Origin of the sequence: Paenarthrobacter nitroguajacolicus, from assembly GCF_007786235.1 — a bacterium.
Lineage (GTDB): Bacteria > Actinomycetota > Actinomycetes > Actinomycetales > Micrococcaceae > Arthrobacter > Arthrobacter nitroguajacolicus_A.
This window is the reverse complement of sequence record NZ_VNFK01000007.1, coordinates 122,800-147,017: the sequence shown is the minus strand read 5'-3', so window position 1 is coordinate 147,017 and position 24,218 is coordinate 122,800. Positions and strand designations below refer to the sequence as shown.

The following is a 24,218-nucleotide window of genomic DNA, read 5'->3' as shown; positions in this document are numbered from 1 at the left end:
CGTTAAGCTCTAGTAGCGAACCAGACCGTAGCGAACCAGCCCGCAGCGAACCAGCCCGCAACCCGAAGGATCAGACCGTGCACGTGCTCATCGTCGAGGATGACGACGCCATGGCGTCAGCCCTGAGCGCAGCCGTCGCCTCGGCCGGCCACAAACACACCCGGGTGTCCCGTGGCGAGGACGCGCTCCTGGCCCACCGACAGCACGAGGTCATCCTGCTGGACCTTGGCCTTCCGGACATGGACGGTTTGGACGTCTTGCGGAAGCTGCGCCAAGTCACAACAGTTCCCATCCTGATCCTGACGGCCCGTGACGACGAGCGAAGCGTGGTGCTGGGCCTGCGTTCGGGGGCTGATGACTACCTGGTGAAGCCCGTGAAACTCGTGGAGTTGCTCGCCAGGATCGAGGCAGTGACTCGGCGTACCAACCGCGCCGGCCAGGATGCTCCGCACAGCATCGTGCTCGGAGAACTGGAAGTGGACCTCGATCGCCGCGTGGCCGCCGTCGGGGAACGGCAACTGGCCCTCACGGCAACGGAGTTCGACCTTCTCAGCCTCCTCGTCAGGAACGCAGGCTCGGTGGTCACCCGCGAGCAGATCCTGGATGCCCTCTGGGGCGACGCTTTCCTGGCACACTCACGTTCCTTGGACGTGCACCTCACCGGGCTCAGGTCCAAGCTTCAGTTGCCTGGCTTCATCATCAACGTGCGCGGCGTCGGCTATCGCGTTGAGCAGCCGTGAAAGTCCGCGTACTTGGCATCTTGAGCCTGCTGGTGGTGATCATCGTGGTGACGGTGTCCAGCGTGATCCTGACCTCGGCCAGCCGGGAGCTCACGCAGGAACTGCAAATCAACCGCGTCGCAGCCCTCAACCGTTTCGCGCAGCTGGCCAGCGATGCCGCGGAGGACAACGACACTACCCAGCTCCAGCGCGAGATGGATCGGTACTCCGAACTCTACGGCGAGGGAATCCTGATCAGGTTGCAGGGGCGAATCATCCATTCCGGCGGTCTCAGCGAGGACCACCCCGACGTCGGCAATGCACTGAACCGGGCAAGCCTCAATCTCAGCGACACCACACTCAACCCTGTCCGGGCCTTCGGAACCGGCGGAGACACCATCTCAAGGTCCTTCGGCACGGCCAGCCAAGTACTTGGTGAGGTTGTCATGGAGGTGAATCTGGACGCGGCGCGACAGAAGCTACGGGAGCGTTGGATCGCCGTCGTGCTTGCCGCAGTGGCCCTGGGTGCCCTGCTCTTGCTGGCGGCAGCGCGCATCACGGCTTGGGTTCTCCGTCCGGTCCACAGACTGAGCAGGGCTGTCCACGAACTGGAAACCACGGGCAAAACGGGTCAGCTTCCCGAGGCCGGTCCGCCCGAATTGCGCGAGCTGAGCCGTTCGTTCACCGCCATGGCCGGCACCGTGACCGACAGCATGGAGTCCCAGCGCCGGCTCATCGCCGATACCTCGCACCAGCTCCGCAACCCTGTTGGTGCGCTGCGCTTGCGGATCGATCTTCTGCAGCTCGAGCTGAAAAGTGAGCCGGAAAAGGCTGCGGCGGCAGGCGTCGTGGCGGAACTTGAGCGCGTGGAGGAAATGCTCGACGGCGTGCTGAAGCTGGCTACTGCGGAACATCGCGCCTTCGAAGGGGCTGCCCGTGCGGACCAAGCGGAGCACCAACGCCACGCCGTCATTGATCCCTTCCCGATCCTGCAGGGCGAAGTGGAACGCGCGGCCCCCGCAGCCAGGAATGCTGGATCCCAGCTGTCTTTGGAAGGCCCCGCGCCCGGAAACCAGATCGCCTGCGACCCCGACGAACTTGCACACATGGTGGGCGAACTCCTCACCAACGCCATCAAGTACGCCCCGGGCGCCCACATCACAGTGGCGACCCTGCAGACGCAAGGCGGTACCGCCGTCGTGATTTCCGACGACGGTCCAGGCCTCCCAGCCGAACAGCTCGCTGCCTCCACCAGCAGGTTCTGGCGCGCGCCGCAGCACAGCAAGATCCCCGGCAACGGCTTGGGCATGACCATCGTGGAGCGGCTGGCACAGGCCAACCGCGGCCGGCTGGTCCTGGAACCGCACAAGCCGCACGGCCTGACGGCGCGCCTCGAATTCGCGAAGCCGGAGGAGGACATGCATGCCTGATCATCTGTCCCGGCGAAGCGCCCTCAAATCAGCCGTCGCTCTTGGCCTGGGCGGTCTGCTCGGATCAACTGCCGCCTGCACGCCGGAGGAACGCCCAAGGGAACTTACGGTTGCCGGTGGTGAATCAGGCGGCTTTTACCTTGAGTTCGCCACGCTGCTGGCGGACTTGCTCCAGCGGGAGCGCGTCGCCGAACGGGCCGTTGCGCTCACTACTGGCGGGAGTCTCGAGAATATCCAGCGGGTCCTGTCCGGCGAGGCGACCTTCGCCGTCGCCCTGGCCGATGCAGCCGCCCAGGCAACGGCTCCCGGCGGGGAATCAACACAGTCCGGAGAGGGCCTGGTGGCCCTGGGCAAGGTGTACCAGAACTACGTCCACTGCATCGTGCGGGAGGACAGCGGTATCCAAACCTTCGCCGACCTCGCCGGGAGGACCGCCGGCGTGGGCGAAGTTGGCTCGGGGACCACGCTGACTGCTGGGCGCATCATTACGGCCGCTGGGTTGTCCGGCCCGGGCCGCGCTCTGAAGCAGGTGAACCTCGGCCTGAACCAGGCACTGGCTTCGCTGAAGGACGGGTCGATCGACGTCATGATCCAGTCGGGTGGCGTTCCGACGGCCCCCATCGCCGCCGCTGCCCAGGGCATTGCGGTCCGGCTCCTGGATCTTTCCGACCTCATTCCCGCAACACGGGCGGAGTCGGGGTTCTTCTATGACCGCGTCCTGATTCCCGCCAACAGCTACGGCGACGCACCCGCCGTGTGGACCATCGGCGTCGCGAACCTGCTCCTGTGCCGGAGGGATCTGGCCGACCATGTGGTTCGGCAGACCGTGGAACTGTTGGTGGAACAGGCCCAGGACCTGGTTCCGAAATCGAGCACTGGCGTCCAATTCCTCAGCCCCGAGACTCTGATCAACACCGCGGGAGTTCCCCTGCACCCCGCAGCGGAAGCGGCATATCGGCTTCTGCACGGCTGAGCCGCCCTCGAATCGGCGGACGGCAGGGCAACTGGCAAAATGGAAACCATGACTTCAGCCGTTGCCCCTGCCATTGCCCTGACCATTGCCGGCTCCGAAGCGACCGGTGGCGCCGGCGCGCAGGCGGACCTCAAGACTTTCCAGGAACTCGGAGTGTTCGGCATCGCGAACCTCACGTGCATCGTTTCCTTTAACCCGCAGGACAACTGGAACCACCGCTTTGTGCCGGTGGACCAGCAGGTCATCGCGGACCAGTTGGAAGCCACGACGGCGGCCTACGGTGCCGCTTCCGGCGCACCGTCGGTGCTGGATACCGTGAAGATTGGCATGCTCGGAAGCCCGGCAACCATCAGCACCGTAGAGAAGGCCTTGACGGACGGCTCGTTCAAGCACGTGGTGTTGGATCCCGTGTTGATCTGCAAGGGCCAGGAGCCGGGCCACGCACTGGACACCGACCAGGCTTTGAAGGCGCAGATCCTGCCGCTGGCAACCTTCGTCACGCCGAACCATTTCGAGGCCGAGTCCCTGTCAGGGCTGACCATTACCGATGAAGAGTCGCTCAAGGCTGCCGCCATCCGTATCCACGAGATCAGCGGCGCAGCAGTCCTCGCCAAGGGCGGGGTGCGGCTGGAAGGCCCGGACGCCGTCGACGTTTACTACGACGGCGAGACGCTGGAAGTTCTGCGGGCAGCGAAGGTGGGCGAGGTTGCCGTGTCCGGCGCCGGATGCTCGCTGGCTGCCGCAGTGACCGCCGAGCTGGCCAAGGGCGCAACGCCGCTGGAAGCAGCTCGTACGGCGAAGGCTTTTGTGACGGCGGGCATCAAGAACCGTGTATCCTCCGGGGCCCCCTTTGATGCTCTGTGGCAGGGCGGCGCTTTGTCCTAGCTCTTGCACAACGAGAACAGCCGCCCTGGATCGCTTCCGGGGCGGCTGTTTCTTTGCGTGCGGGTTCTTGCGTGCGGGTCAGCGCGAGACCTTACCCATGAGTGAGGCGATGGGTCGGAGGAACAGCGGGCGGGCAAGGAACCAGGCTGCCGCCGTGAAGATGATCGAAGCCGCGAAGATACCGAACCCCCACCAGCTGTTGTTGTCGTCGTTCGAGGCGTACATATGGTTGAGGTTTCTCAGCGCGCCCGTGGCCAGCACCAGTGTCACGTGGACGATCACGAAGGCAACGAAGTAGATCATCACCGGGAAGTGGATCTTGCGGGCCAGTTCGATCGGGTAGAACTTGTTGATTGCGGCCTTCTTGGGCCATGCACCGGACATCCGAAGGCCGGTAATGATGGCCAAAGGTGCTGCGATGAACACCGTGATGAAGTAGGTCAGGAGCTGGAGGCTGTTGTAGTTGTTCCAGCCGTTCTCGACTGGCCAGTTCAGCGAAGCGTACTGCAGTCCCGCTGAGATGGCGTTGGGGAAGACATCCCAGGTGGTGGGGACGATCCTCAACCATTGGCCGGTGGCGAAGAGCAGCACGATGAAGATGATGCCGTTCAGAACCCAGAGGGCATCCAGCGTCAGGTGGAACCACAGATCCAGGCTGATCTTGGTTGGCGGGTTCTTGGTCTTGATGAAGCCCTTGTTGTTCCGGGTCCAGTTTGCGGCCGGACGCGTGGTGGTCCGCACTTGCCACCCCGACCGGATGATCAGGACGATGAAGAACATGTTCAGGAAGTGTTGCCACCCCAGCCAGGCGGGGAAGCCAGTGGGAGTGCCTTCAGGAACTGCCGAGTGCCCGGGGTAGTCCACCAGGAATTGCTGGACCGGTTGAAGGGTCCGCAGCCATTGCGCGACGAGCACCAGGATCAGGGCCACCACCAAAGCTCCTGCGGTGACGACGACGGGCTTGAACCACCTGTTCGACGTGATCCCGGACGACTTGCTTGAAACGGACATCAGGCCGCGTTCCTCTCTGGCTTGTTTGGCTGCGACCAGTTGGCGCTATATAGCGATTCAACCAGTTGCAGCCCGACGGTGAAAACGGCACCCGGGTTTCGGGGCGTCCGACGTCAAAAATCGCAGCATTCGGATACATGCCGCAACATGTATTTCTAGAACAGACTTCCAGAATTATTTCCTCTGATTCATAAGTCCGTCAAGGCTTGCTGCTGGCTATGTGGATTCTTCCGAGGGTAGGATTCCAAAAATAGCCGGGGTCGACACTCCGGTCTTCGTCCTGACTGCGGGAGGAGCATCACCATGGTCCGCAAGACCTCCGACGTTGCCAGCAACGCGGGCTCCTGGCAGTGGACCCGCACCGCGGCAACCCAGCGCACCCTGTTGGACGCGGCCACCGAAGTGTTCGTCGAACATGGCTTCACCGACGCGAGCATCTCCGACATCGTTTCCCGCGCAGGGTCGAGCGTCGGCAGCCTCTACCACCACTTCGGCGGCAAGACCGAGCTCTTCCTTGCCCTGTGGGACGACTACCAAAACGAGCACGAGAGACTCGTTGCAGCGGCCGTGGCCAAAGCCCGCAAGGCCGGCGAAAACGATCCCCTGGCGCTCTTCAACGTGGGCAGCCGCAGCTACTTCGACTACACCTGGAAGCACCGGGAGCTGGAGCGGGTGTTCATTGAAGGCGACACTCCCCCGGGCTTCGAGGTTTTGCGGCGCGAACGCGGACGCGAGTGGGTCCGCCAAAATTCGGTACTCCTCGGGACCAGTGACGACACCTTGGGCCGGCTCACCGTTGCCGTGATCACGGACATCGTGACGGTGTCGGGCCAGGAAGTGGCATTGAGTGCCACCAAGCGCGAGGCGGACGAGGTAGTCAACGCCGCAGCGGTGCTGGTGCAGCGGCTGGTCCGCTGATCCCCACTCCTGCCCCTCGTTTATTCAAGGTGTTGATTCAAAGCCACCTCGACCAGCCACGGGCGGGTGATCCTCCACGGGCGCCCTACCCCCTGCAAGGATCTCCAATTCGAGCAATGGGAAGAACCATGGATTGCCTTAGACGCGGCGAACAGGCTGCTGCAACTCGGTAACCCAGTCGGACTGATCCTCTGAAATCGCTCGGACATACAATTCCCGGCATGGCCCTGAATGGACAAGCCCCCGCGCGAATATCTCAGCGTGGAGAGCCTGCCAGCTCTCGGCAATGTGGTCCATGGAGCCCAGGTGGACCCCGCAAACAGCAGTTTCCACGGCGGGAAGTTCGATGATCTCGAAGCCTTCACCTGCGGGTCCCCCATAGGCGTAGCCGGCAATGATCTGCAGGCCCTCTTCAACGGTCTGGTACTGCGCGACCGGCGTTGTCAGAACCCCACACTCATCGCCGATGACCTCGGCAACAGCGTCAAAGGAGGGGCCCACGATACCGGCGACCTCAGGTTGGTCTGCTACGACCGCGCGGCGGGCTGCGAGACGGACGGCGGGCAGGGGTTTCTCGATAATCTCGATCTGGGACATGTGATTCTCTTTCTCGATGAGATGGAGCCGCCGTTGCACGTCAAGGAGACGGCCAGCAGCGATCTGATGTTCCTGCTCCACCTCTGCGCGGCGGATCCGCAACAGAGCTGCGATGCGATCAGCCTCGACGCCTTGGTCAAGAATCGACGAAATGTCATTGAGACCGAAACCAAGCTGGCGCAGGGCAACGATTCGATGCAGACGCTCAAGTTGAGAAGGATCATAGGATCTGTAGCCGCTGTACTCGTCCACGTGAGTTGGCACGAGCAGACCTGCGGCATCCCAATGCCGAAGCATGCGGTGGGTCACCTGCCCGATCTGCGCGAAAGCTCCGATGGATAACATGTCTTAGTTCTCCCGCCTTCCACAGTGTCAGAGTCAAGTGTCGCTCGAATCAGTCGCAACCCGGTGGTCCGCAGCCCCGCACCGAACCTTTCTGCGAGGGCTGCCTCTCAAGAGCCCAAACTCAGGCACACGCGATGTGAGAGAGGGATCGCCAAATGCTGCTGGAATGTGAGAGAGCGTCAGCGCTCGGAGTGCGCCGCAAGGAAGGAGTACACCTCGGTCTCGTCCACGCCGGGGAACGCACCCGGAGGCATGGCTGCGAGCAGGTGCGAGTGGGCCCGGGCGGAGGGCCACGCGTTACCGGCCCACTCGTTCGCCAAAGAAGCCGGGGGCCGCTTGCAGCAGTTCGGGTCCGGGCAGTTGGATGTGGCACGGGCAGTCGTCTCTCGGCCACGGAACCACTTCACGTGCTGGTACGGCACGCCAATGCTCAACGAAAACTCCCCGGCTGCGGAGCGCTCCGTACGGGCCGTGCACCAGTACGTGCCCGACGGCGTATCCGTGTACTGGCTGTAGGCGCTGAACTTGTCCGGCACATCGAAAACGGCCCGGGATGTCCATGCCTTGCACGACGGCTGCCCCTCGATCGCCCCGGTGTGGTCCTGCGGGAAGGTCACGCCATCGTTCTCGTAGGCCTTGTAGATGATGCCGGATTGGTGCGTCTTCTGGAAGTGTGTGGTGATGCCCAGGTGCTTGGTGGCGAGGTTCGTGAACCGGTGCGCAGCTGTTTCGTAGGACACGGCGAAGGCGTCGCGGATGTCCTCCACTGCGATCTCCTTGGCGGCCTTGGCCTTTTGGAGGAACTCCACCGTGGCCTGCTCCGGCAGCAGCAATGCCGCAGCGAAGTAGTTGGTGGCCACCCGCTGCGCCAGGAAATCGCCGTAGTTACGCGGAGTCTCATGCCCCAGGACATAGTGACCCAGGGCCTGAAGCAGGACTGAGCGGGGGTCGTGATCCTGGCGCTGGTTCTGCGTCAGATAAATTCTGCGGTTCTTCAAGTCAGTCACCGACCGCGTGGAATGTGGCAGATCGCCCACGTGATGCAGGCTGAAACCAAGGTTCTCAGCGATGTCTGCAATGACGTGCTGGCTCAACGGACCCGTGGTGTAACCAACCCCCTTGAGGACCTTCTGCGCTTCGGCTTCATACTCGGGGAAATAGTTACCGCGCTCACGCATCATGGCACGCAACTCGCCGTTCGCGCGGCGGGCCTCTTCCGGCGTCGCGACTTGCTCATTAAGTTTGCGTTCGAGCTCCTGAAGCAGCCCCACCTGCGACTCCAGCACATCCAGCGGAAGCCGCGAGCTGATGCGGATTTTGGGCAGGTTCAACGATTCGTAGAGCGGTCCGCGCTGGTACCGCTCCAGCTCTATTTCCAGGGCAGCGCGACGGCTGGGCGGTTCGGCCCCGAGCAGCTGGTCGATGCTCACGTTGAGGGAGGCAGCAAGCTGCTGCAGCAGCCCCAGTTTGGGTTCGCGCTTGCCGTTTTCGATCAGGCTCAGCTGGCTTGGAGCGGTCCCGACGGCGGCACTTAGGTCATCGAGCGTCAGTCCCGCCTGTTTGCGCAAATGGCGCACGCGGCGGCCAAGGCTGATGACGTCCAGTTCGGGGGACGCAGGGGACAACGGCGGCGACGCGACTTCGCGATTCCAGCTCACAGGCGACATTTCTTGAGAATACGCGAAGAAGTGCATTTCTTTCCATAGTTTTCCTCTAGCAACCCTCTTGGAAGTGCAGAAAAGTAGGTCTTACGAAAAAGAAATACAGACCCCGGGTAAGCCGGCCGATGCAGCAAAGGTGCAGCGGAGGCCGGCCCGGGCAGCCCCGCTTGGATTATTAGGAGACATGCAATGACCGCATCGTTTGAACCAGCAGAACAGCACTCCACACAGGAGACAGCAAGCGAGCAGGCAGCAGCGCTGGAACTCGAATGGTCCGCCAACCCGCGGTGGGAAGGCGTCACCCGTGATTACTCGGCTTCCGACGTCGTCCGCCTCCGTGGCCGCGTCTCCGAAGAGCACACCCTGGCCCGGCGCGGTTCGGAGAAGCTCTGGAAGCAGCTCACCGAGGAAGCTCCCACCGGCGGCTACACCAATGCCCTGGGCGCACTGACCGGTAACCAGGCTGTGCAGCAGGTCAAGGCCGGCCTCCGCGCCATCTACCTCTCCGGCTGGCAGGTCGCCGCCGACGCCAACCTGTCGGGCCAGACCTACCCGGACCAGTCCCTGTACCCGGCCAACTCGGTGCCGCAGGTTGTCCGTCGTATCAACAACGCCTTGCTCCGCGCAGACCAGATCGAGTATGCCGAAGGCGTCAAGACCGTTGAAGACTGGCTGGTCCCGATCGTCGCCGACGCTGAAGCCGGCTTCGGTGGCCCGCTGAACGCCTACGAACTCATGAAATCCATGATTACCGCCGGCGCCTCGGGCGTTCACTGGGAAGACCAGCTCGCTTCGGAAAAGAAGTGCGGCCACCTGGGCGGCAAGGTGCTGATCCCCACCCAGCAGCACATCCGGACCCTGAACGCAGCCCGCCTGGCAGCCGACGTCGCCGGTACCCCGACGGTGGTCATCGCCCGCACCGACGCCGAAGCAGCAACGCTGATCACCTCCGACGTCGACGAGCGGGACCAGGAATTCATCACCGGCGAACGTACCGCTGAGGGCTTCTACAAAGTCCGCAACGGCATCGAACCCTGCATCGCCCGCGCCAAGGCCTACGCACCGTACTCCGACCTCATCTGGATGGAGACCGGCACCCCGGACCTGGAGTTGGCCCGCAAGTTCGCCGAATCGGTCAAGGCCGAGTTCCCGGACCAGATGCTCTCCTACAACTGCTCCCCGTCCTTCAACTGGCGCAAGCACCTGGACGACACCACCATCGCCAAGTTCCAGCGCGAACTCGGTGCCATGGGCTTCACGTTCCAGTTCATCACTTTGGCCGGCTTCCACGCCCTGAACTACTCGATGTTCGACCTCGCCCACGGCTACGCACGTGAAGGCATGAGCGCCTACGTCGAGCTCCAGGAAAAGGAATTCGCCTCCGAGTCCCGCGGCTACACCGCCACCAAGCACCAGCGCGAAGTCGGCACCGGCTACTTCGACGACATCGCAACCGCGCTCAACCCGAACGCATCCACTTTGGCCCTGGTGGGATCCACCGAAGAAGGCCAATTCCACTAAGAACTTGCCCAACTAGATAGCAGTAGTGGTTGTTTTGAAGGCTCAGAACAACCACTACTGCCAGTCAGTTGGGACCTTGAAAGGACATTCCCATGAACAGCTTCACTGACAACTTCACTATCAATGGCATTACCTTGACCGCGCAGCCCATTTGCCGGCAGAACGAGGTCCTCACGCCGGACGCTTTGGAGTTCATCGGCCAACTGCACCGGGCTACGGCTGATCGTCGTCAGGAGCTGATGCAAGCGCGGCATGCACGCCGCAACCAGATTTCCAGCGGCCAAGACCCCCGTTTCCTGCCGCAGACTGAGGCAATCCGGAACGATCCGTCCTGGCGCGTGGCTCCCCCGGCTCCGGGCTTGGAGGATCGTCGCGTCGAGATCACCGGTCCGGTGGACAAGAAGATGACCATCAACGCCCTGAACTCCGGCGCCAAGGTGTGGCTGGCCGACATGGAGGATTCGTCCACGCCGACGTGGCGAAACGTCATCCAGGGGCAGTTGAACCTGACGGACGCCTTGGAACGCCGGATCGATTTCACCACCCCTGAGGGCAAGGAATACAAGCTCAAGTCGGCCGAGGACCTGCCCACCATCGTGGTCCGCCCGCGTGGCTGGCACCTGCCGGAGAAGCACATGCTGATCGACGGCAAGCCGATCGCCGGCGGCATCGTGGACTTCGGCCTGTTCTTCTTCCACAACGCCCGCCGCCTGCTCGCTCAGGGCAAAGGCCCGTACTTCTACCTGCCGAAGATCGAGAACCACCTCGAAGCCCGCTTGTGGAATGACATTTTCGTCCTGGCACAGGATCTGCTCGGCATTCCGCAGGGCACCATCCGCGCCACGGTCTTGATTGAAACCATCACGGCAGCCTTCGAGATGGAGGAGATCCTGTACGAACTGCGCGACCATGCGAGCGGCTTGAATGCCGGGCGCTGGGACTACATCTTCTCCCTGATCAAGAACTTCCGCACCCGGGGTCCGCGCTTCGTGCTCCCGGACCGCGGCCAGGTAACCATGACCCAGCCGTTCATGCGGGCCTACACCGAACAGTTGGTCCGGGCTTGCCACCGCCGCGGTGCCATGGCAATTGGGGGCATGGCAGCAGCGGTCCCGAACCGGAAGGACGAGGCGGCCAACACGGCGTCGTTCGAGAAGGTCCGTGCGGACAAGACCCGCGAAGCCAACGACGGTTTCGACGGCTCCTGGGTGGCGCACCCGGACCTGGTGCCGGTATGCCGCTCGGTCTTCGACGAGGTTCTTGGAGACCGCCCCAACCAGCTGGACCGCAGCCGCGAGGACGTCACGCCGGATGACCGCGCACTCATCGACATCGCCAGCACCGAGGGCACCATCACGGAGTCCGGGGTTCGGCTGAACATCGAGGTGGGCATCCGCTACATCGAGTCCTGGCTGCGGGGCAACGGGGCTGTGGCCATCCACAACCTCATGGAGGACGCCGCCACCGCGGAGATCTCCCGTTCCCAGTTGTGGCAGTGGATTCACTCCCACGCCATCGTCGAGAACGGCGACATCATCACCCGTGAATGGGTGGAGGACCTGTTGGACGAGGAATTCGCCCGCCTGGAACGCTTCGACGGCGACCGATTCGCTGATGCCCGCGCCATCTTCGAGGAAGTCACGCTGGCCGAGGAGTTCCCCACGTTCCTGACCATTCCGGCGTACGCCCGCTTCCTCACCGAGGCCCGTGAAGAGGCCACGGAGGAGGAACTCGTCGCCGCCTAGCAGCGACGAACCAAGCCCCGACGCTGGGCTGCCTGCACTCTTCGCAACAAGTGACCCCGACCGTCGGGGAGGCAGCCCAGCACCGGGGCATTTCCATGCTCAGGACCTCCCGGTTCGGGGTTTCGCTGCACAGGATGCCGTGCGAACGGCATCCTCCGCAGGGAACCCCCGAATCGGCGGCGGAAGGGGCAAACCCGCCCGCCGCACAGCGACCTAGCGCTGCCGGGCCACCCAGCGCACGGACAACGTGGTGCACACGCAGAACGCGAGCACCGAGCCGAGGATCACGAAGAGCGGCACCGTCCAGCCGTCGGACACACTGTGCACGTACCCAACAATGGTGGGAGCCAGGGCGGCGAAGCAGTAGCCCACCCCCTGCACCACGGCGGACATCTTCCCCGCGGCGGCCTGTGAATGGGCGAACTGGATGATGGCAATGAAGATCACCGTGATGCCACCGCCCTGGGCAACCCCGCCCAGCGAGGACCACAGCCACCAGAAACCAGGGGCCAGCAGTAAACCCACGGGGACCGTCAGCCACAGCGCGCTCAAGGTGACCGCCACCGTCGTCGTACTGGCGAAGCGGGCCAGGAGCGGAACGCCCAAGCCGCCCACAATCGCGAAGATCTGGAAGAGCGAGGAGCCCGCGCCGGCTTCGGCGGTGCCCATGGCGAGTTCGTCGGACAGGAAGCTCGGCAACCACGCGGTGACGCCGTAGTAGGAGAAGGCCTGGCCCGCGAAGCCAAGAGTCAGGCCCACGGTCAGCCAACGGACGCCCGCAACGCCGCCGGACGAGGAAGCAGGAGCAACAGGCACGGCCGCCGGAACGAACGCGCGCCGTGCACCGACAGTGGGCACCCAGAACAGGATCGCGGCCAAGGCCAGCAGGGCACTCGCGGCCAGGGCAAGCCGCCAGCCCACCAGCTCCGCCAGCGGCGCGGTGGCCACGGAGGTGAGGAAGGAGCCGATGTTCAGGGCGGCCGTGTATACGCCCATCGCGGTGGCCTGCCGTCTGGGAGCGAAGTCGCGCCGGATGATCAGCGGCACCGCGATGTTGCCGATGGTGATGGCCACGCCGATGATGACCGTTCCAGCCATCACCAACGCACCCCCGCCGCTGGAGCGGATCACCACGCCGGCCAGCACGCCCAGCAAAGTGAGCATGACGGCGAATTCAGCCCCCAGCCTGCGGCCTGCCAACGACGCCAAAGGGGACGCGAGGGAGAAGCAGAGCACCGGAATTCCGGTCAGCAGCCCGAGTTCCACCGGTGAGAACCCCAGGTCCTGCCGCAGCAGGTCCACCACGGGCGCCACGGCCACGAAGGGTCCGCGCATGTTGAGGGCAATGAGGCCGATGCAGGCAAGGATCAGCCAGCCGCGGGGAATCTTGGCGAGGAATTGGCTCATGGTGTGCTGCGAACGGTGGCAGGAAGCGTTTTCATCACTTTCATTGCTATCACGCCGTCAGCTGCCAAGCTGCACCCAACGGCGTTTATCCCGTCGCTTGGAGCGTGGCCTCAATCACTGCCGGGGACAGGACGTGTTGGGTGACCATCTGACTGGCACCAAGGATGGCCGCGCGGTCACCGGCCATCGAAATACCGATGCGCAAGTGCGTAGTGGCCAGCGGCAGGGAGCGCCGATAGACCACTTCGCGGATGCCGGCCACGAGGTGTTCACCGGCCTCCCCCACGCTGCCACCGATGATGATCATGGACGGATTGAGCAGGTTGACCACGGTTGCCAGTACATCGCCAACGTCGCGTCCGGCCTGCCGCAGGGCTTGGATGGCCTGCAGATTCCCCTCGCCCACCAGCCGCAGGACGTCAGCGCCGTTGGTAGCCTCCAGCCCCTGGGACTGCAGTTGACGCGCGACGGCGGGACCTGAGGCGAGCGCTTCAAGGCAGCCGTGGTTGCCACACCGGCAGAGGACGTCGTCGCCCCGTGGCACACGTACATGGCCGAGGTCGCCGGCGGTGCCGTTGGCTCCGCGCTGCAGTTCACCGCTGCTGATGATGCCCGCACCAATGCCTGTGGCTACCTTGATGAACAAAAAGTTGTGGTGGTCCGGCCAATACGCGGTTCGTTCGCCCAGGGCCATGATGTTGACGTCGTTGTCCACCAAGACCGGAACGGGCAGCGAGCGCTGAACGTACGTGACGACGTCGAATCCGTCCCACCCCGGCATGATCGGCGGCTTCACGGGCCGTCCGGTGTCGTGTTCCACGGGGCCGGGCAGTCCGATTCCCATGCCTGCGAGGTCGCCAAGTTCGCGGCCCGCTTCGGCGAGAAGTTCACGGCCGGCGGAGACAACGCGCCCCAGGACGACTTCCGGCCCGTCGGCGACTTCCTGGCCCAGCCGCCGCTCGGCGAGGATGCTTCCGCTGAGGTCGGTGACGGCGACAATCACGTGGGTAGCTCCGACGTCGACGGCCAGGACGACGCGCGCGGCGGGGTTGAAGGCAAAGCGCGACGGCGGCCTGCCGCCGCTGGAGGTTGCCTCACCGGCCGGTCCAACCAGACCGGAATTGATGAGGGCGTCAATGCGGGACGCGACGGTGGAACGGGCCAGCCCGGTGGTGACGGCGAGTTCGGCGCGGGTGCGGGCTCGGCCGTCGCGGAGAAGTTGGAAGAGGTCGCCAGCGCGCGAGAGATTGCCGGCCTCCAGGACGGAGGTATTTCCGGGGTCGTTTCCGGCGGCTGTTGTCATGCCTTTAGTGAAGCACGATTGCTTATGCGTGTCATGCAACAGAAGTTTGTCGGCAATATTTCAACTTTTGCTTGACGCTCGACAAAAGTCCCCCTAGGTTGTGATGAGCAGCACAGCAAGCCCCTCGATGATGAGTCCCAGCAGCATCGAGTTCCCCTTCCATTCAAGAGCCAGTCCGCTTACGAAGAGGTAACTGAACTTGTCCAGCCACCTAGACGCCGCCCCTTTGGGAGTCGGCATCCTCGGCGCCGGCCCGGTCACCCAGGCCATCCACTTGCCGTCCCTCGCCCGTTTGGGCGACATCCTCACCGTCCGCCACATCATGGACGTCGACCCCGCCGTGGCTGAGTCAGTCGCAGCCCGCGTGGGAGCCGCCCACAGCACCAGCCTCGAAGCCCTCCTTGGGGACCCCGCGGTGGAAATTGTCGCCATCTGCAGTCCGCACCAGTTCCATGCAGAACAAGTCATCGCCGCTTGCCGAGCCGGTAAGAAAGCGGTCCTGTGCGAGAAGCCGTTCGCCATGAACGCCGAAGAAGCCGCACAGATCTCCGCCGTCAGCGAGGAAACCGGAGTCCCGATCATTGTGGGCGCCATGCACACCTTCGATCCCGGCTGGCTCGCTGCCCAGGAGAACTGGGATGACCTCCCCGAGACCGCGCACACCGTCCGCTCCTCCATCGTCCTTCCGCCCAACGCACGATTTGAGGACTTCGCCACCGAGATCATCACCCGTCCAGCAGGCGGCTCCCCGGATTACTCGGACCCAGAGGTCATCAAGGGCGCACTCCGCGGCGGCATCATGGGACTGGCAATCCACGACCTTCCCTTGATTCGCAGGTTCACGCCCGACTTCAAGGACATCGAAGTGCTGGAGGCCCGCCATGTCCGGCCGTTTGGCTACGTCATCTCGCTGCGAACCCCTACCCGGACCATCGAACTCCGTGCCGCCATGAACAACACCTGGAAGCCTGAATGGAGCTTTGAGGCCTTTTCCGACGACGCCGCCCTCCGCATCGACTTCACTCCGTCCTACGTCCAGGCCGGCTCCGCGGTGGCGACGTTCTCGAAAAGCGGAGGGACAACCGGTGCCGTGACCACAAGCCTTGGCCCCTTCGAGCACAACGGCTACGAAGGCGAGTGGCGTGAACTCGCTGCCCTGGCCACCGGCACCAAGCAGCCACCGCCCGCACAGACCCTCATCGACGACCTCACGTTCGCCTTGGACATCGCAGATGCCACGGTTGCCCGCTTCGACGCCCGGCACACAACCTTGCCCGCCGTCCCCGAAGGAGCCCACGCATGAGCGCCCCCGTGGACACCAAGCAGTACACCGTCCAGGCCACGCCTGAGGCCCAGGAAGCCGGCGCCGTGGCACTTGCCGTCGCGTCCCTTCCAGAATCGTTCGGTCCGGCAGTCGGTGGAAACGCAGCCGACGTCGTCGTCATCGCTGGCCGTCCGGGCTGGACCGCCGACGCTGCACAAGCCATCACTGCGGGAGCCCGCGGAGTGGTGGTGGTGAACCCGGCACCGGAAAACACCGAATCCCTGCAGGCAACCGCCCAACGAAACGCCGCCGTGGTGGTCCTCGACCAGCGCTGGGCGACCAACCCCGCCCTCCCGGCAGTCGAGGACGCCATGCGTTCCATGACCGGCCGCGCCGCCGTCCTCGACACCGTCGCCACCGCTCCGGTGGGAACCGACATCGGTGAGCTGCTCGCAGACCATATTGCCGCCGTCGTCCGCATGGCGGGACCGTTGGCGAACCTCCGGCTGGTTACCCGCGGACCGCACGGTTACACGGCGACGGCGGTGCTTGCCAACAGTGCGCCGGTTGCAGTGCAGGGCATCGTGACCGGCGCACGGCCCGCGGGCGTCAACGTCACGCTGTTGACCGACGACGGCGGCGTCAGCGCCACGCTGCCGTCACCCGTGGCTGCGTGGCCGGCAACGGTCAGAGTCACCGGACCCCAGGGCGAGCTGCTTCTTCCCACCATCTACGAATCCGCCCATCGCGCTACCTGGCGCCGGCTCAAGGAACACCTCGACGCCGGCACCATCCCCTCCGATCTGCAGCGCTTCGCCGCGACGTCGGAATCCATCGCAACCCTCACCTGAATCACCACCACAACAGCACTACCAAGCCATTCAGTATCCGTTTGCCCTACTCAAAGTTGAGCTGGACCGGAAGACCAACGCCACCATCGCGTTGCCGGTCCCGAAAGGAATCACTATGAATGTTCAGTCAGCAGCTACCCGTCCCTTCTCCCGCCGCAATTTCCTTGGCCTGACGGCAGCAGCAGCCTCAGTGCCGCTCCTTGCCGCCTGCGGTGGCGGTTCAGCAACCCAGGGCGGAGGCGGCGGTGCCGGTGGGACCGTCAAGTTCTGGGACATGCCATGGGCGACGCCCGCCTACAACGACTCCGCCAAGAAGATCGCTGAAGGCTTCGCCGGCGCGAACAATGCCAAGGCCAACTACCAGATCATCCAGTGGAACAACTTCTATCAAACGTTCTCCTCCGCCATCGCGTCCAAGACGGGCCCGGCCGTATCCACCGGCGGCGGTTTCCAGGCCTTCCAGTTCGAGCAGCAGGGCCAGATCGCTTACGCGGACAAGGTCATTGAGAAGCTGAAGTCCAACGGCCAGTTCGACGACTTCCTCCCCGGCGTACTGGACCCGTTCAAGTCGGACAAGGGCTATGTGGCTGTGCCGTGGCAGCTGGACATGCGCGTGTTCTGGTACCGGAAGTCGCTGTTTGAAAAGGCCAACGTGGCACTGCCCACTGACTGGCCGTCCCTGCTGGAAGCCGGCAAGGCGCTGAAGAAGCTTGGTGCGTTCGGCTTCGCCACCGGAGCAGGCTCAGGCAATAACTACGGCAACCACTCCATGATCATGATGATGGTCAACAACGGGGGCGGCGTGTGGAACAAGGACGGCGAACTGGACCTGCTCAACGACCGTAACGTCGAAGCAATCGAATTCGTCCGCGAACTCGTCTCCAACGGCATCGTTGATCCCGCGGCCGTCAGCTACACCACGGACAACATGTCGGCTCAGTGGAAGGACGGGAAGGCTGGCTTCGGGCTGTTCCAGGTCAACGTTCCGCAGCGCGTTGGTGACACCTCCGGCGACTTGCTGGTGGCCGATCCCATTACCGGCCCGCACGGCGACAAAGCCACCATCGTGTTCCCGAACAACATCATGATGTACAAGAACACCCCGTCACAGGACGCCTCGGAAGAGTTCCTGGTGTACTACCTGGGCCAGCTCAAGGAACTGTGGAAGCAGAAGCTCATGTCAGCCCTCCCGGTGTTCAAGTCCATCACCGAGCTCCCCGAGTTCGCCGACGACCCCAACAACGTGAAGATCGTCAAGGACTGGCAGCCCATCGCCAAGACCTTCGCGGCCCAGGGCAGCACGCTCAACGCCAACCTCGCAGCCCTCGACGGCGGCCAGGCATTGAACCAGTTCAGCCAGTCGATCCTGACCGGCCAGGCACCCGACGCCAAGACCGCGCTCCAGACTTTCCAGTCCGGCCTCGAATCGGTCCTGAAGAAGTAGAACGGTACCTGCCATGTCATCCACCACTGCTACATCAGGCCTGTCCCGGGCCCGCCGGGGGCTGGCCCCCGGCGGCTCGGGGGCCTCCCCGGGGCGCAAGAGCAAGCTCAGCGCACAAACCACCCGGACCTTCTTCTGGCTGCTGCTCCCTTCCGTGGTCCTGCTGGTCCTGATCCACGGCTACCCCCTGATCCATGCCGCCGTCCAGGCAACCCACGACGGCGACCTGCTCCAGACCGGCAACTTCGTAGGCGGCGAGAACTTCGCCAGCGTCCTGTCCTCGCCCGCGTTCTGGAAAGCAGCGCAGTTCACGCTCTGGTTCACGATTGTTGGCGTGTTCGGCTCCTGGCTCGTCGGCCTGGGACTGGCCCTCCTGCTGCGGACCAAAATCCCTGCCGGCAACACCTTCAAAGTCCTGCTGCTCCTGCCGTGGGTGGTGCCGATCGTGGTCTCCTCCACCGCCTGGAACTGGCTCGTGGCCACACCGGACAGCCTCATTCCGTCGATCTTCCGTGGCCTAGGCTTTGGAACCCCGCTGTTCCTGGCAGATCCGACGCTCGCCTCCATCACCGTCATGGTCTTCAAGGTCTGGGTCAGCTTCCCGTTCATGATGATGATGATTTCCGCGGCCTTGGCGTCCGTTGACACCACCGTCTACGAAGCAGCCAGCATGGACGGCGCCTCCAAGTGGCAGCAGTTCACCCAGATCACCCTGCCGCTGATCGCGCGCTCCACCTACATCTCGTGGATCCTCATGACGATCTTCTGCGTCAACGACTTCCCCACCATTTACCTGCTCACTGGCGGCGGCCCTGTCAGCGCCACCACCTCCTTGGTGGTGCTGGCCTACCGCACGGTCTTCCAGGACTTCGCCACCGGCCCCGGCGTGGCCATCGCCTTCCTCATGACCATGACCTTGGTGGTCATCTCCGTCATCCTGTACCGCCAGATCCGAAAGTCGAGCGTCGAATAATGAGCGCTGTACTCCACGCACACCCCGAATCCGGCCCGGCCCTCGGCATCGCAGATACGGGCAAGACCCGCCGCGTCCTCTCCGAAGCCGGCATGCGCGGACGCTGGTGGCGCTTCGTCCTGATCCTGGCCATCACTGTGATCGTCCTGGTCCCCATCATGGTCACCGTGGTCCTGGCCTTCACCCCCGGCGTCAACAGCACGGCAACCGGCCTCACCTTCGAGAACCTCGCCAATGTCTTCAACGGCACGCTGGCCGCAACGTGGCTGCAGAACAGCCTGGTGACCACCCTCTCCACCGTGGTGGTTTCCGTCGCTGTGGCAGCGCCCGCCGGCTACGTCCTCTCCCGCGGCCGCAGCAAGGCCGTGTCCGGGTACTCCCTGCTGCTGTTCGTGATGCAGTCCTTGCCGATCATCACCTCCGTTGTTCCGCTGTTCATCCTGTTCGCAGGCATGGGCCTGGTGGATAACCTGCTGGGCATCACCATCATCTACGTCGGCTCCACCATGACCGTGGCCACCTGGATGATGGCCGCCTACTTCGACTCCATCCCCATCAGCCTCGAAGAAGCGTCCTGGATTGATGGCTGCTCGGTGTTCGGTTCCTTCACCAAAGTGGTGCTCCGGAACTCATTGCCCGGCATCCTCTCCACCGCCATCTTCGCCTTCCTGCTGGCCTGGAACGACTACCTGGTAGCCATCGTGTTCCTCCGCTCCAACGAGATCTTCACACTGCCGATGGGTGTCCAATCCTTCTTCCAGCAGAACGCCACGGACTGGACCTCCGTGATGGCGTTGGCCGTGGTGATGATGCTTCCGCCGATCATCGTCTTCGCCACCCTGAATAAGTACTTCAGCGTTGGCGGAATCGGTGGCTCCCTTGCCGGGCGCTAACTAGACTGGCGCCAACTCCCTTCACCAATCTGAATTCCCTGCACAACCCTCTCCCGAAAAGGAACCCAATGTCGTACTCACTCCAGCTGTACACCCTCCGCAATGCCATCCAGGAGGACCTGCCTGGAACCATCAAGAAGGTAGCCGGGATCGGCTTCACGCAGGTTGAACCGTACAACTTCGTGGCTACCGCCAAAGAGCTCGGAGCCGCGCTGAAGGAGAACGGACTTACCGCTCCTTCAGGGCACGCACCGCTCCTGTCCCAGGATCAGGATGAGATCTTCGCCGCGGCCAAGGAACTGGGCATCACCACGGTGATCGATCCCTTCCTGCCGGCCGAGCACTGGCAGGACGCCGAGACCATCCAGGGCACGGCAGCCAAACTCAATGCTGCCGCCAAGAAGGGTGCTGAGTATGGCATTCGCGTGGGTTACCACAACCACGCATGGGAGCTGGAGTCCACCATCGAGGGCAAGACAGCGCTGGAGTACTTCGAAGGACTGCTGGATCCGGAACTCGTCCTTGAGGTCGACACCTACTGGGTGGCCGTAGGTGGCCAGGATCCCGTGGAACTCCTGGCTCGTTTGGGTGACCGCGTGAAGCTGATCCACATTAAGGACGGCCCGGGAAACACTGACACCAAAGCCCAGCAGCCCGCCGGGCAGGGCACCATCCCCGTGTTGGACGTCATCGCTGCTGCCAAGTCCTTGGAAGTTGGCGTGGTGGAATTCGACGACTACTCAGGAGACATCTTCGAAGGCATCACCGAGAGCCTGAACTACCTGACTGCCGCCGCCAGCGCAGATGCAGCAGAAGGAGCCGTTTCCCAGGAGGCCGGCGCATGAGCTTCGCACCCTCCACCCGTAAAGGCCCGGTGGGCGTCGCCGTCATCGGCGCGGGCAACATCAGCAAGCAATACCTGGACAACCTCACCGTCTTCCCCGACCTGAAGGTCCTGGTGATCGCCGACCTCTTCGTGGAGGCCGCCGAGGCACGGGCCAAGGAATACGGGATCCCGGAGTTCGGTGCCCCTGAGCTGGCACTGAACCATCCCGACGTCGAAATCATCGTGAACCTGACCATCCCGGCAGCGCATGTCGAGGTGGCCACGGCGGCAGTCAACGCGGGTAAGCACGTCTGGACCGAGAAGCCGTTCTCGCTGGACCGCGAATCCGGGCTGGGCCTGCTCAAAGCAGCCGATGCTGCCGGGATCCGCCTCGGCACCGCCCCGGACACGTTCCTCGGCGCAGGCTTGCAGACCGCCCGGCGCATCATCGAGCGCGGCGACATCGGCACGCCCCTGACCGGCATGACCACGTTCCAGACGCCGGGGCCGGAATCCTGGCACCCGAACCCGGCCTTCCTGTTCCAGCACGGCGCCGGCCCCCTGTTCGATATGGGCCCGTACTACCTGACCGCCCTGATCCAGACGTTCGGATCGATCCGCAAGGTGGCCGCCGTCGGCTCCTCCGCCAAGGCGACCCGTGTCATTGGTTCCGGGCCCAAGGCCGGCGAGGAATTCGCCGTCGAGGTCCCCACGCATGTGTCCGCGATGGCGCAGTTCGAAGGCGGACAATCCAGCCACAGCGTGTTCAGCTTCGAATCGCCGCGCCTGCGGATGGGCTTCGTGGAGATCACGGGCTCGGAGGCTACGCTGTCACTACCGGACCCGAACTATTTCGACGGCGACCTGAAGCTGTGGCGTCCGGGCGCGGAAGAACCGGAGATCATCCCGGCAACCGGGCCTGCCAACGGCCGCGGCCTGGGTGTGCTGGACATGGCCCGCGCACTGCGTGCCGGCACCGCACACCGCGCCACGGGCGACCTCGCCTACCACGTGCTGGACAGCATGGTCTCGATCGCCGAGTCCGTGGAATCCGGCTCGTTCGTGGACGTCACCAGCAATGCACCCGTCTCGGCTGCCCTCCCTGAAGACTGGGCGCCCGAAACCGCAACGCTCTAGCAGCCCGCAAGGCGATAGGAAGAGAACAAGAACATGACCACCCCCGCCCACCCGTCCGACCACACGCCTTCCCCGGCCGAACGCCCAGCATCCTCCCCGTTAGGGGTTGCCGCCATCGGCTATGCCTTCATGGGGAAGGCCCATTCGAACGCGTGGCGGAACGTGGCCAGCTTCTTCGACGTCCCGGCCTTCGAGCAGAAAGTGCTGGTTGGCCGGGACGCCGCCCAAGTAGCGGAGGCAGCAGCCAAGTACGGTTGGGCCGAGTCCGCCACCGACTGGCGCTCCGTGCTTGAACGGGACGACATCCACATTGTCGATATCTGCGCCCCGGGGTGGATGCACGCCGAAATCGCCACTGCCGCCTTGGCCGCGGGCAAGCATGTTCTGGTGGAAAAGCCGCTCGCCAACACCATTGCCGAAGCCGAAGCCATGACTGCCGCGGCCATTACGGCGCGGGCCCAGGGGGTCCAGTCCATGATCGGGTTCAACTACCGCCGCGTCCCAGCCCTGGCGCTGGCCCGCGAACTCATTGCCGAAGGCCGCCTCGGCACCGTCCGGCACGTCCGTGCCGCCTACCTGCAGGACTGGCTCTCCGACGCCGAAGCCCCCATGACCTGGCGCCTCCGCAAGGAAACCGCCGGCTCCGGCGCCCTGGGCGACATCGCTTCCCACGCGATCGACCAAGTCCTGTTCCTCCTGGGCGATGCCGTCACCGAGGTCTCCGGCCGCCTGCACACCTTCGTGGACCGCCGCCCCGGGGCTGACGGCCTGGAAGATGTAACAGTCGACGACGCCGCTTGGGCCACGCTGACCCTCGCCTCCGGAGCAATCGCCTCAGTAGAGGTCTCCCGCATGGCGACGGGCCAAAAGAACTCCCTCAAGCTCGAAATCTACGGCGACAAGGGCACCATCCTCTTCGACCTCGAAGCGCTGAACGAACTCGGCTTCCTGGACGCTACCGTGCCCGTCCGAGAACAGGGTTTCCGCCGGATCCTGGTCAACGAACCCGAGCACCCCTACCTCGAAGCCTGGTGGCCGCAGGGACACATCATCGGCTGGGAACACACTTTCACGCACCAGATCCGGGACTTCCTCACCGCCGTTGCGGCCGGTGAGGCGCCGTCGCCGTCGTTCGAAGAAGGCCTGAACGTCCAACACATCCTTGCTGCCGTGGAAGAGTCCGCGGCCGCCAAAAGCTCACTGATCCAGTTGCACGCAAACCCTATTGAAGGAGCCTGACATGCCCCGCCCGTACACCCTGTTCACCGGCCAGTGGGCCGACCTCCCCTTCGAGGAAGTCGCGCGCCTTGCCTCGGGCTGGGGCTACGACGGTCTGGAAATCGCCGTCTCCGGAGACCACCTGGACGCCTGGCGCTGGGACGAACCCGGCTACGTCGAGTCCAAACTCGCCATCCTGGACAAGTACAACCTGAAGGTCTGGGCCATCTCCAACCACCTCAAGGGCCAGGCCGTGTGTGATGACCCCATCGACTTCCGCCACGAAGCCATCGTCGGCTCCCGCGTCTGGGGCGACGGGGAACCCGAAGGCGTCCGCCAACGGGCCGCCGAGGAAATGAAGCACACCGCCCGCCTCGCCAAGGCCTTGGGTGTGGACACCGTCGTCGGGTTCACCGGCTCGTCCATCTGGCAGTACGTGGCCATGTTCCCGCCCGTCCCCGAAAAAGTCATCGAAGCCGGCTACCAGGACTTCGCCGACCGCTGGAACCCCATCCTGGACGTCTTCGACGAAAACGGTGTCCGCTTCGCCCACGAAGTCCACCCGAGTGAGATCGCCTACGACTACTGGACCACCGTCCGGACCCTGGAAGCGATCGGCCACCGCGAAGCGTTCGGCCTGAACTGGGACCCGTCGCACTTCATGTGGCAAGGCATCGACCCCGTCTCCTTCATCTGGGACTTCAAGGACCGGATCTACCACGTGGACTGCAAGGACACCAAGCTGCGCCCCACCGGCCGGAACACGGTCATGGGCTCGCACCTGCCGTGGGGCGACCCCCGCCGCGGCTGGGACTTCGTCTCCGCCGGGCGCGGCGACGTGCCCTGGGAATCGTCCTTCCGCGCCCTCACCGCCATCGGCTACAACGGACCCATCTCCGTGGAATGGGAAGACGCCGGCATGGACCGCCTCCACGGCGCCCCCGAAGCCCTCGCGGCCCTGAAGAAATTCGACTTCCCCGCCTCCCAAACCAGCTTCGACGCCGCCTTCAGCCAGGACTAACCCTCCTGAGTTTTTGTACAGCTAACGCCCTTTAGAAGCCTTCTTCAGGGCGTTAGCTGTACAAAAACTCCCATCA

Annotated in this window: 21 protein-coding genes; 16 read left to right on the top strand and 5 right to left on the bottom strand. The window is 64.0% G+C overall.

What is annotated here, in order from left to right:
- Positions 1–77 precede the first annotated feature (77 nt).
- From FQP90_RS11490 to FQP90_RS11475, 4 genes are read left to right on the top strand one after another with little or no spacing between them, the layout of a single operon-like run.
- A complete protein-coding gene (locus tag FQP90_RS11490) occupies positions 78–740 on the top strand; it encodes a response regulator transcription factor (RefSeq protein WP_144650286.1) in 663 nt (220 codons plus the stop codon).
- Positions 737–2,149, top strand: a complete 1,413-nt coding sequence (locus FQP90_RS11485; RefSeq protein WP_144650284.1) for a sensor histidine kinase — start codon at positions 737–739, stop codon at positions 2,147–2,149. Before FQP90_RS11490 ends, FQP90_RS11485 begins: the two co-directional genes overlap by 4 nt.
- Positions 2,142–3,122, top strand: coding sequence for a TAXI family TRAP transporter solute-binding subunit (locus FQP90_RS11480; protein WP_144650281.1), 981 nt, complete (start codon positions 2,142–2,144; stop codon positions 3,120–3,122). Before FQP90_RS11485 ends, FQP90_RS11480 begins: the two co-directional genes overlap by 8 nt.
- A gap of 48 nt (positions 3,123–3,170) precedes the next feature.
- A complete protein-coding gene (locus tag FQP90_RS11475) occupies positions 3,171–4,007 on the top strand; it encodes a hydroxymethylpyrimidine/phosphomethylpyrimidine kinase (RefSeq protein WP_434373259.1) in 837 nt (278 codons plus the stop codon).
- A 78-nt stretch (positions 4,008–4,085) separates the two neighbouring features.
- Here FQP90_RS11475 and FQP90_RS11470 read toward each other — a convergent pair whose 3' ends face one another.
- Complete coding sequence (locus FQP90_RS11470) at positions 4,086–5,018, bottom strand: cytochrome b/b6 domain-containing protein (protein WP_144650277.1); 933 nt, start codon at positions 5,016–5,018, stop codon at positions 4,086–4,088.
- Between the two features lie 303 nt (positions 5,019–5,321).
- Between FQP90_RS11470 and FQP90_RS11465 the strand changes: the two genes are divergently transcribed.
- Complete coding sequence (locus FQP90_RS11465; protein ID WP_144650276.1) at positions 5,322–5,936, top strand: TetR/AcrR family transcriptional regulator; 615 nt, start codon at positions 5,322–5,324, stop codon at positions 5,934–5,936.
- Positions 5,937–6,074: 138 nt separating this feature from the next.
- On the opposite strand, the gene FQP90_RS11460 is transcribed toward FQP90_RS11465, so the two are convergent.
- Together FQP90_RS11460 and FQP90_RS11455 are read right to left on the bottom strand one after the other, a co-directional pair.
- Positions 6,075–6,830, bottom strand: a complete 756-nt coding sequence (locus tag FQP90_RS11460; RefSeq protein ID WP_244296720.1) for a MerR family transcriptional regulator — start codon at positions 6,828–6,830, stop codon at positions 6,075–6,077.
- A gap of 227 nt (positions 6,831–7,057) precedes the next feature.
- Positions 7,058–8,572 (bottom strand): XRE family transcriptional regulator, encoded by a 1,515-nt coding sequence (locus tag FQP90_RS11455; RefSeq protein WP_144650272.1) that lies wholly within the window; start codon positions 8,570–8,572, stop codon positions 7,058–7,060.
- A 156-nt stretch (positions 8,573–8,728) separates the two neighbouring features.
- Here FQP90_RS11455 and aceA point away from each other — a divergent pair, with 156 nt between their 5' ends.
- Entirely contained in the window at positions 8,729–10,060 is a 1,332-nt protein-coding gene (gene aceA / locus FQP90_RS11450) for an isocitrate lyase (protein WP_144650270.1), read from the top strand.
- 92 nt (positions 10,061–10,152) lie between these two features.
- Positions 10,153–11,805 (top strand): malate synthase A, encoded by a 1,653-nt coding sequence (aceB, locus tag FQP90_RS11445; RefSeq protein ID WP_144650269.1) that lies wholly within the window; start codon positions 10,153–10,155, stop codon positions 11,803–11,805.
- A 213-nt stretch (positions 11,806–12,018) separates the two neighbouring features.
- Here the strand turns inward: aceB and FQP90_RS11440 are convergent, their stop codons facing one another.
- Positions 12,019–13,212, bottom strand: a complete 1,194-nt coding sequence (locus FQP90_RS11440; protein WP_144650267.1) for an MFS transporter — start codon at positions 13,210–13,212, stop codon at positions 12,019–12,021.
- An 85-nt stretch (positions 13,213–13,297) separates the two neighbouring features.
- On the bottom strand, positions 13,298–14,515 hold the full coding sequence (locus FQP90_RS11435; protein WP_144650266.1) for an ROK family transcriptional regulator: 1,218 nt from the start codon (positions 14,513–14,515) through the stop codon (positions 13,298–13,300).
- A 199-nt stretch (positions 14,516–14,714) separates the two neighbouring features.
- On the opposite strand from FQP90_RS11435, the gene FQP90_RS11430 reads away from it, so the two are divergent.
- From FQP90_RS11430 to FQP90_RS11390, 9 genes are all read left to right on the top strand, one after another.
- Complete coding sequence (locus tag FQP90_RS11430; RefSeq protein ID WP_144650263.1) at positions 14,715–15,818, top strand: Gfo/Idh/MocA family protein; 1,104 nt, start codon at positions 14,715–14,717, stop codon at positions 15,816–15,818.
- Positions 15,815–16,630: a hypothetical protein gene (locus FQP90_RS11425; RefSeq protein WP_144650261.1), complete on the top strand. Its 816-nt coding sequence runs from the start codon at positions 15,815–15,817 to the stop codon at positions 16,628–16,630. The genes FQP90_RS11430 and FQP90_RS11425 overlap by 4 nt, the downstream gene beginning before the upstream one ends.
- 115 nt (positions 16,631–16,745) lie before the next feature.
- Positions 16,746–18,074: an ABC transporter substrate-binding protein gene (locus tag FQP90_RS11420; protein WP_144650260.1), complete on the top strand. Its 1,329-nt coding sequence runs from the start codon at positions 16,746–16,748 to the stop codon at positions 18,072–18,074.
- Between the two features lie 13 nt (positions 18,075–18,087).
- Entirely contained in the window at positions 18,088–19,047 is a 960-nt protein-coding gene (locus FQP90_RS11415) for a carbohydrate ABC transporter permease (RefSeq protein WP_144650258.1), read from the top strand.
- Positions 19,047–19,940 carry a carbohydrate ABC transporter permease gene (locus tag FQP90_RS11410; protein ID WP_144650255.1) on the top strand — a complete coding sequence of 298 codons (894 nt, stop codon included), beginning with the start codon at positions 19,047–19,049 and terminating at the stop codon, positions 19,938–19,940. Before FQP90_RS11415 ends, FQP90_RS11410 begins: the two co-directional genes overlap by 1 nt.
- 68 nt (positions 19,941–20,008) lie before the next feature.
- The gene (locus tag FQP90_RS11405) at positions 20,009–20,785 is read left to right on the top strand and encodes a sugar phosphate isomerase/epimerase family protein (protein WP_144650254.1); all 777 of its coding nucleotides are present in this window, start codon (positions 20,009–20,011) and stop codon (positions 20,783–20,785) included.
- Positions 20,782–21,903 (top strand): Gfo/Idh/MocA family protein, encoded by a 1,122-nt coding sequence (locus FQP90_RS11400; RefSeq protein WP_144650252.1) that lies wholly within the window; start codon positions 20,782–20,784, stop codon positions 21,901–21,903. Before FQP90_RS11405 ends, FQP90_RS11400 begins: the two co-directional genes overlap by 4 nt.
- Before the next feature lie 33 nt (positions 21,904–21,936).
- Positions 21,937–23,142 (top strand): Gfo/Idh/MocA family protein, encoded by a 1,206-nt coding sequence (locus FQP90_RS11395; RefSeq protein ID WP_144650250.1) that lies wholly within the window; start codon positions 21,937–21,939, stop codon positions 23,140–23,142.
- A 1-nt stretch (position 23,143) separates the two neighbouring features.
- The gene (locus tag FQP90_RS11390) at positions 23,144–24,142 is read left to right on the top strand and encodes a sugar phosphate isomerase/epimerase family protein (protein WP_144650248.1); all 999 of its coding nucleotides are present in this window, start codon (positions 23,144–23,146) and stop codon (positions 24,140–24,142) included.
- The last annotated feature ends 76 nt before the right edge of the window (positions 24,143–24,218 follow it).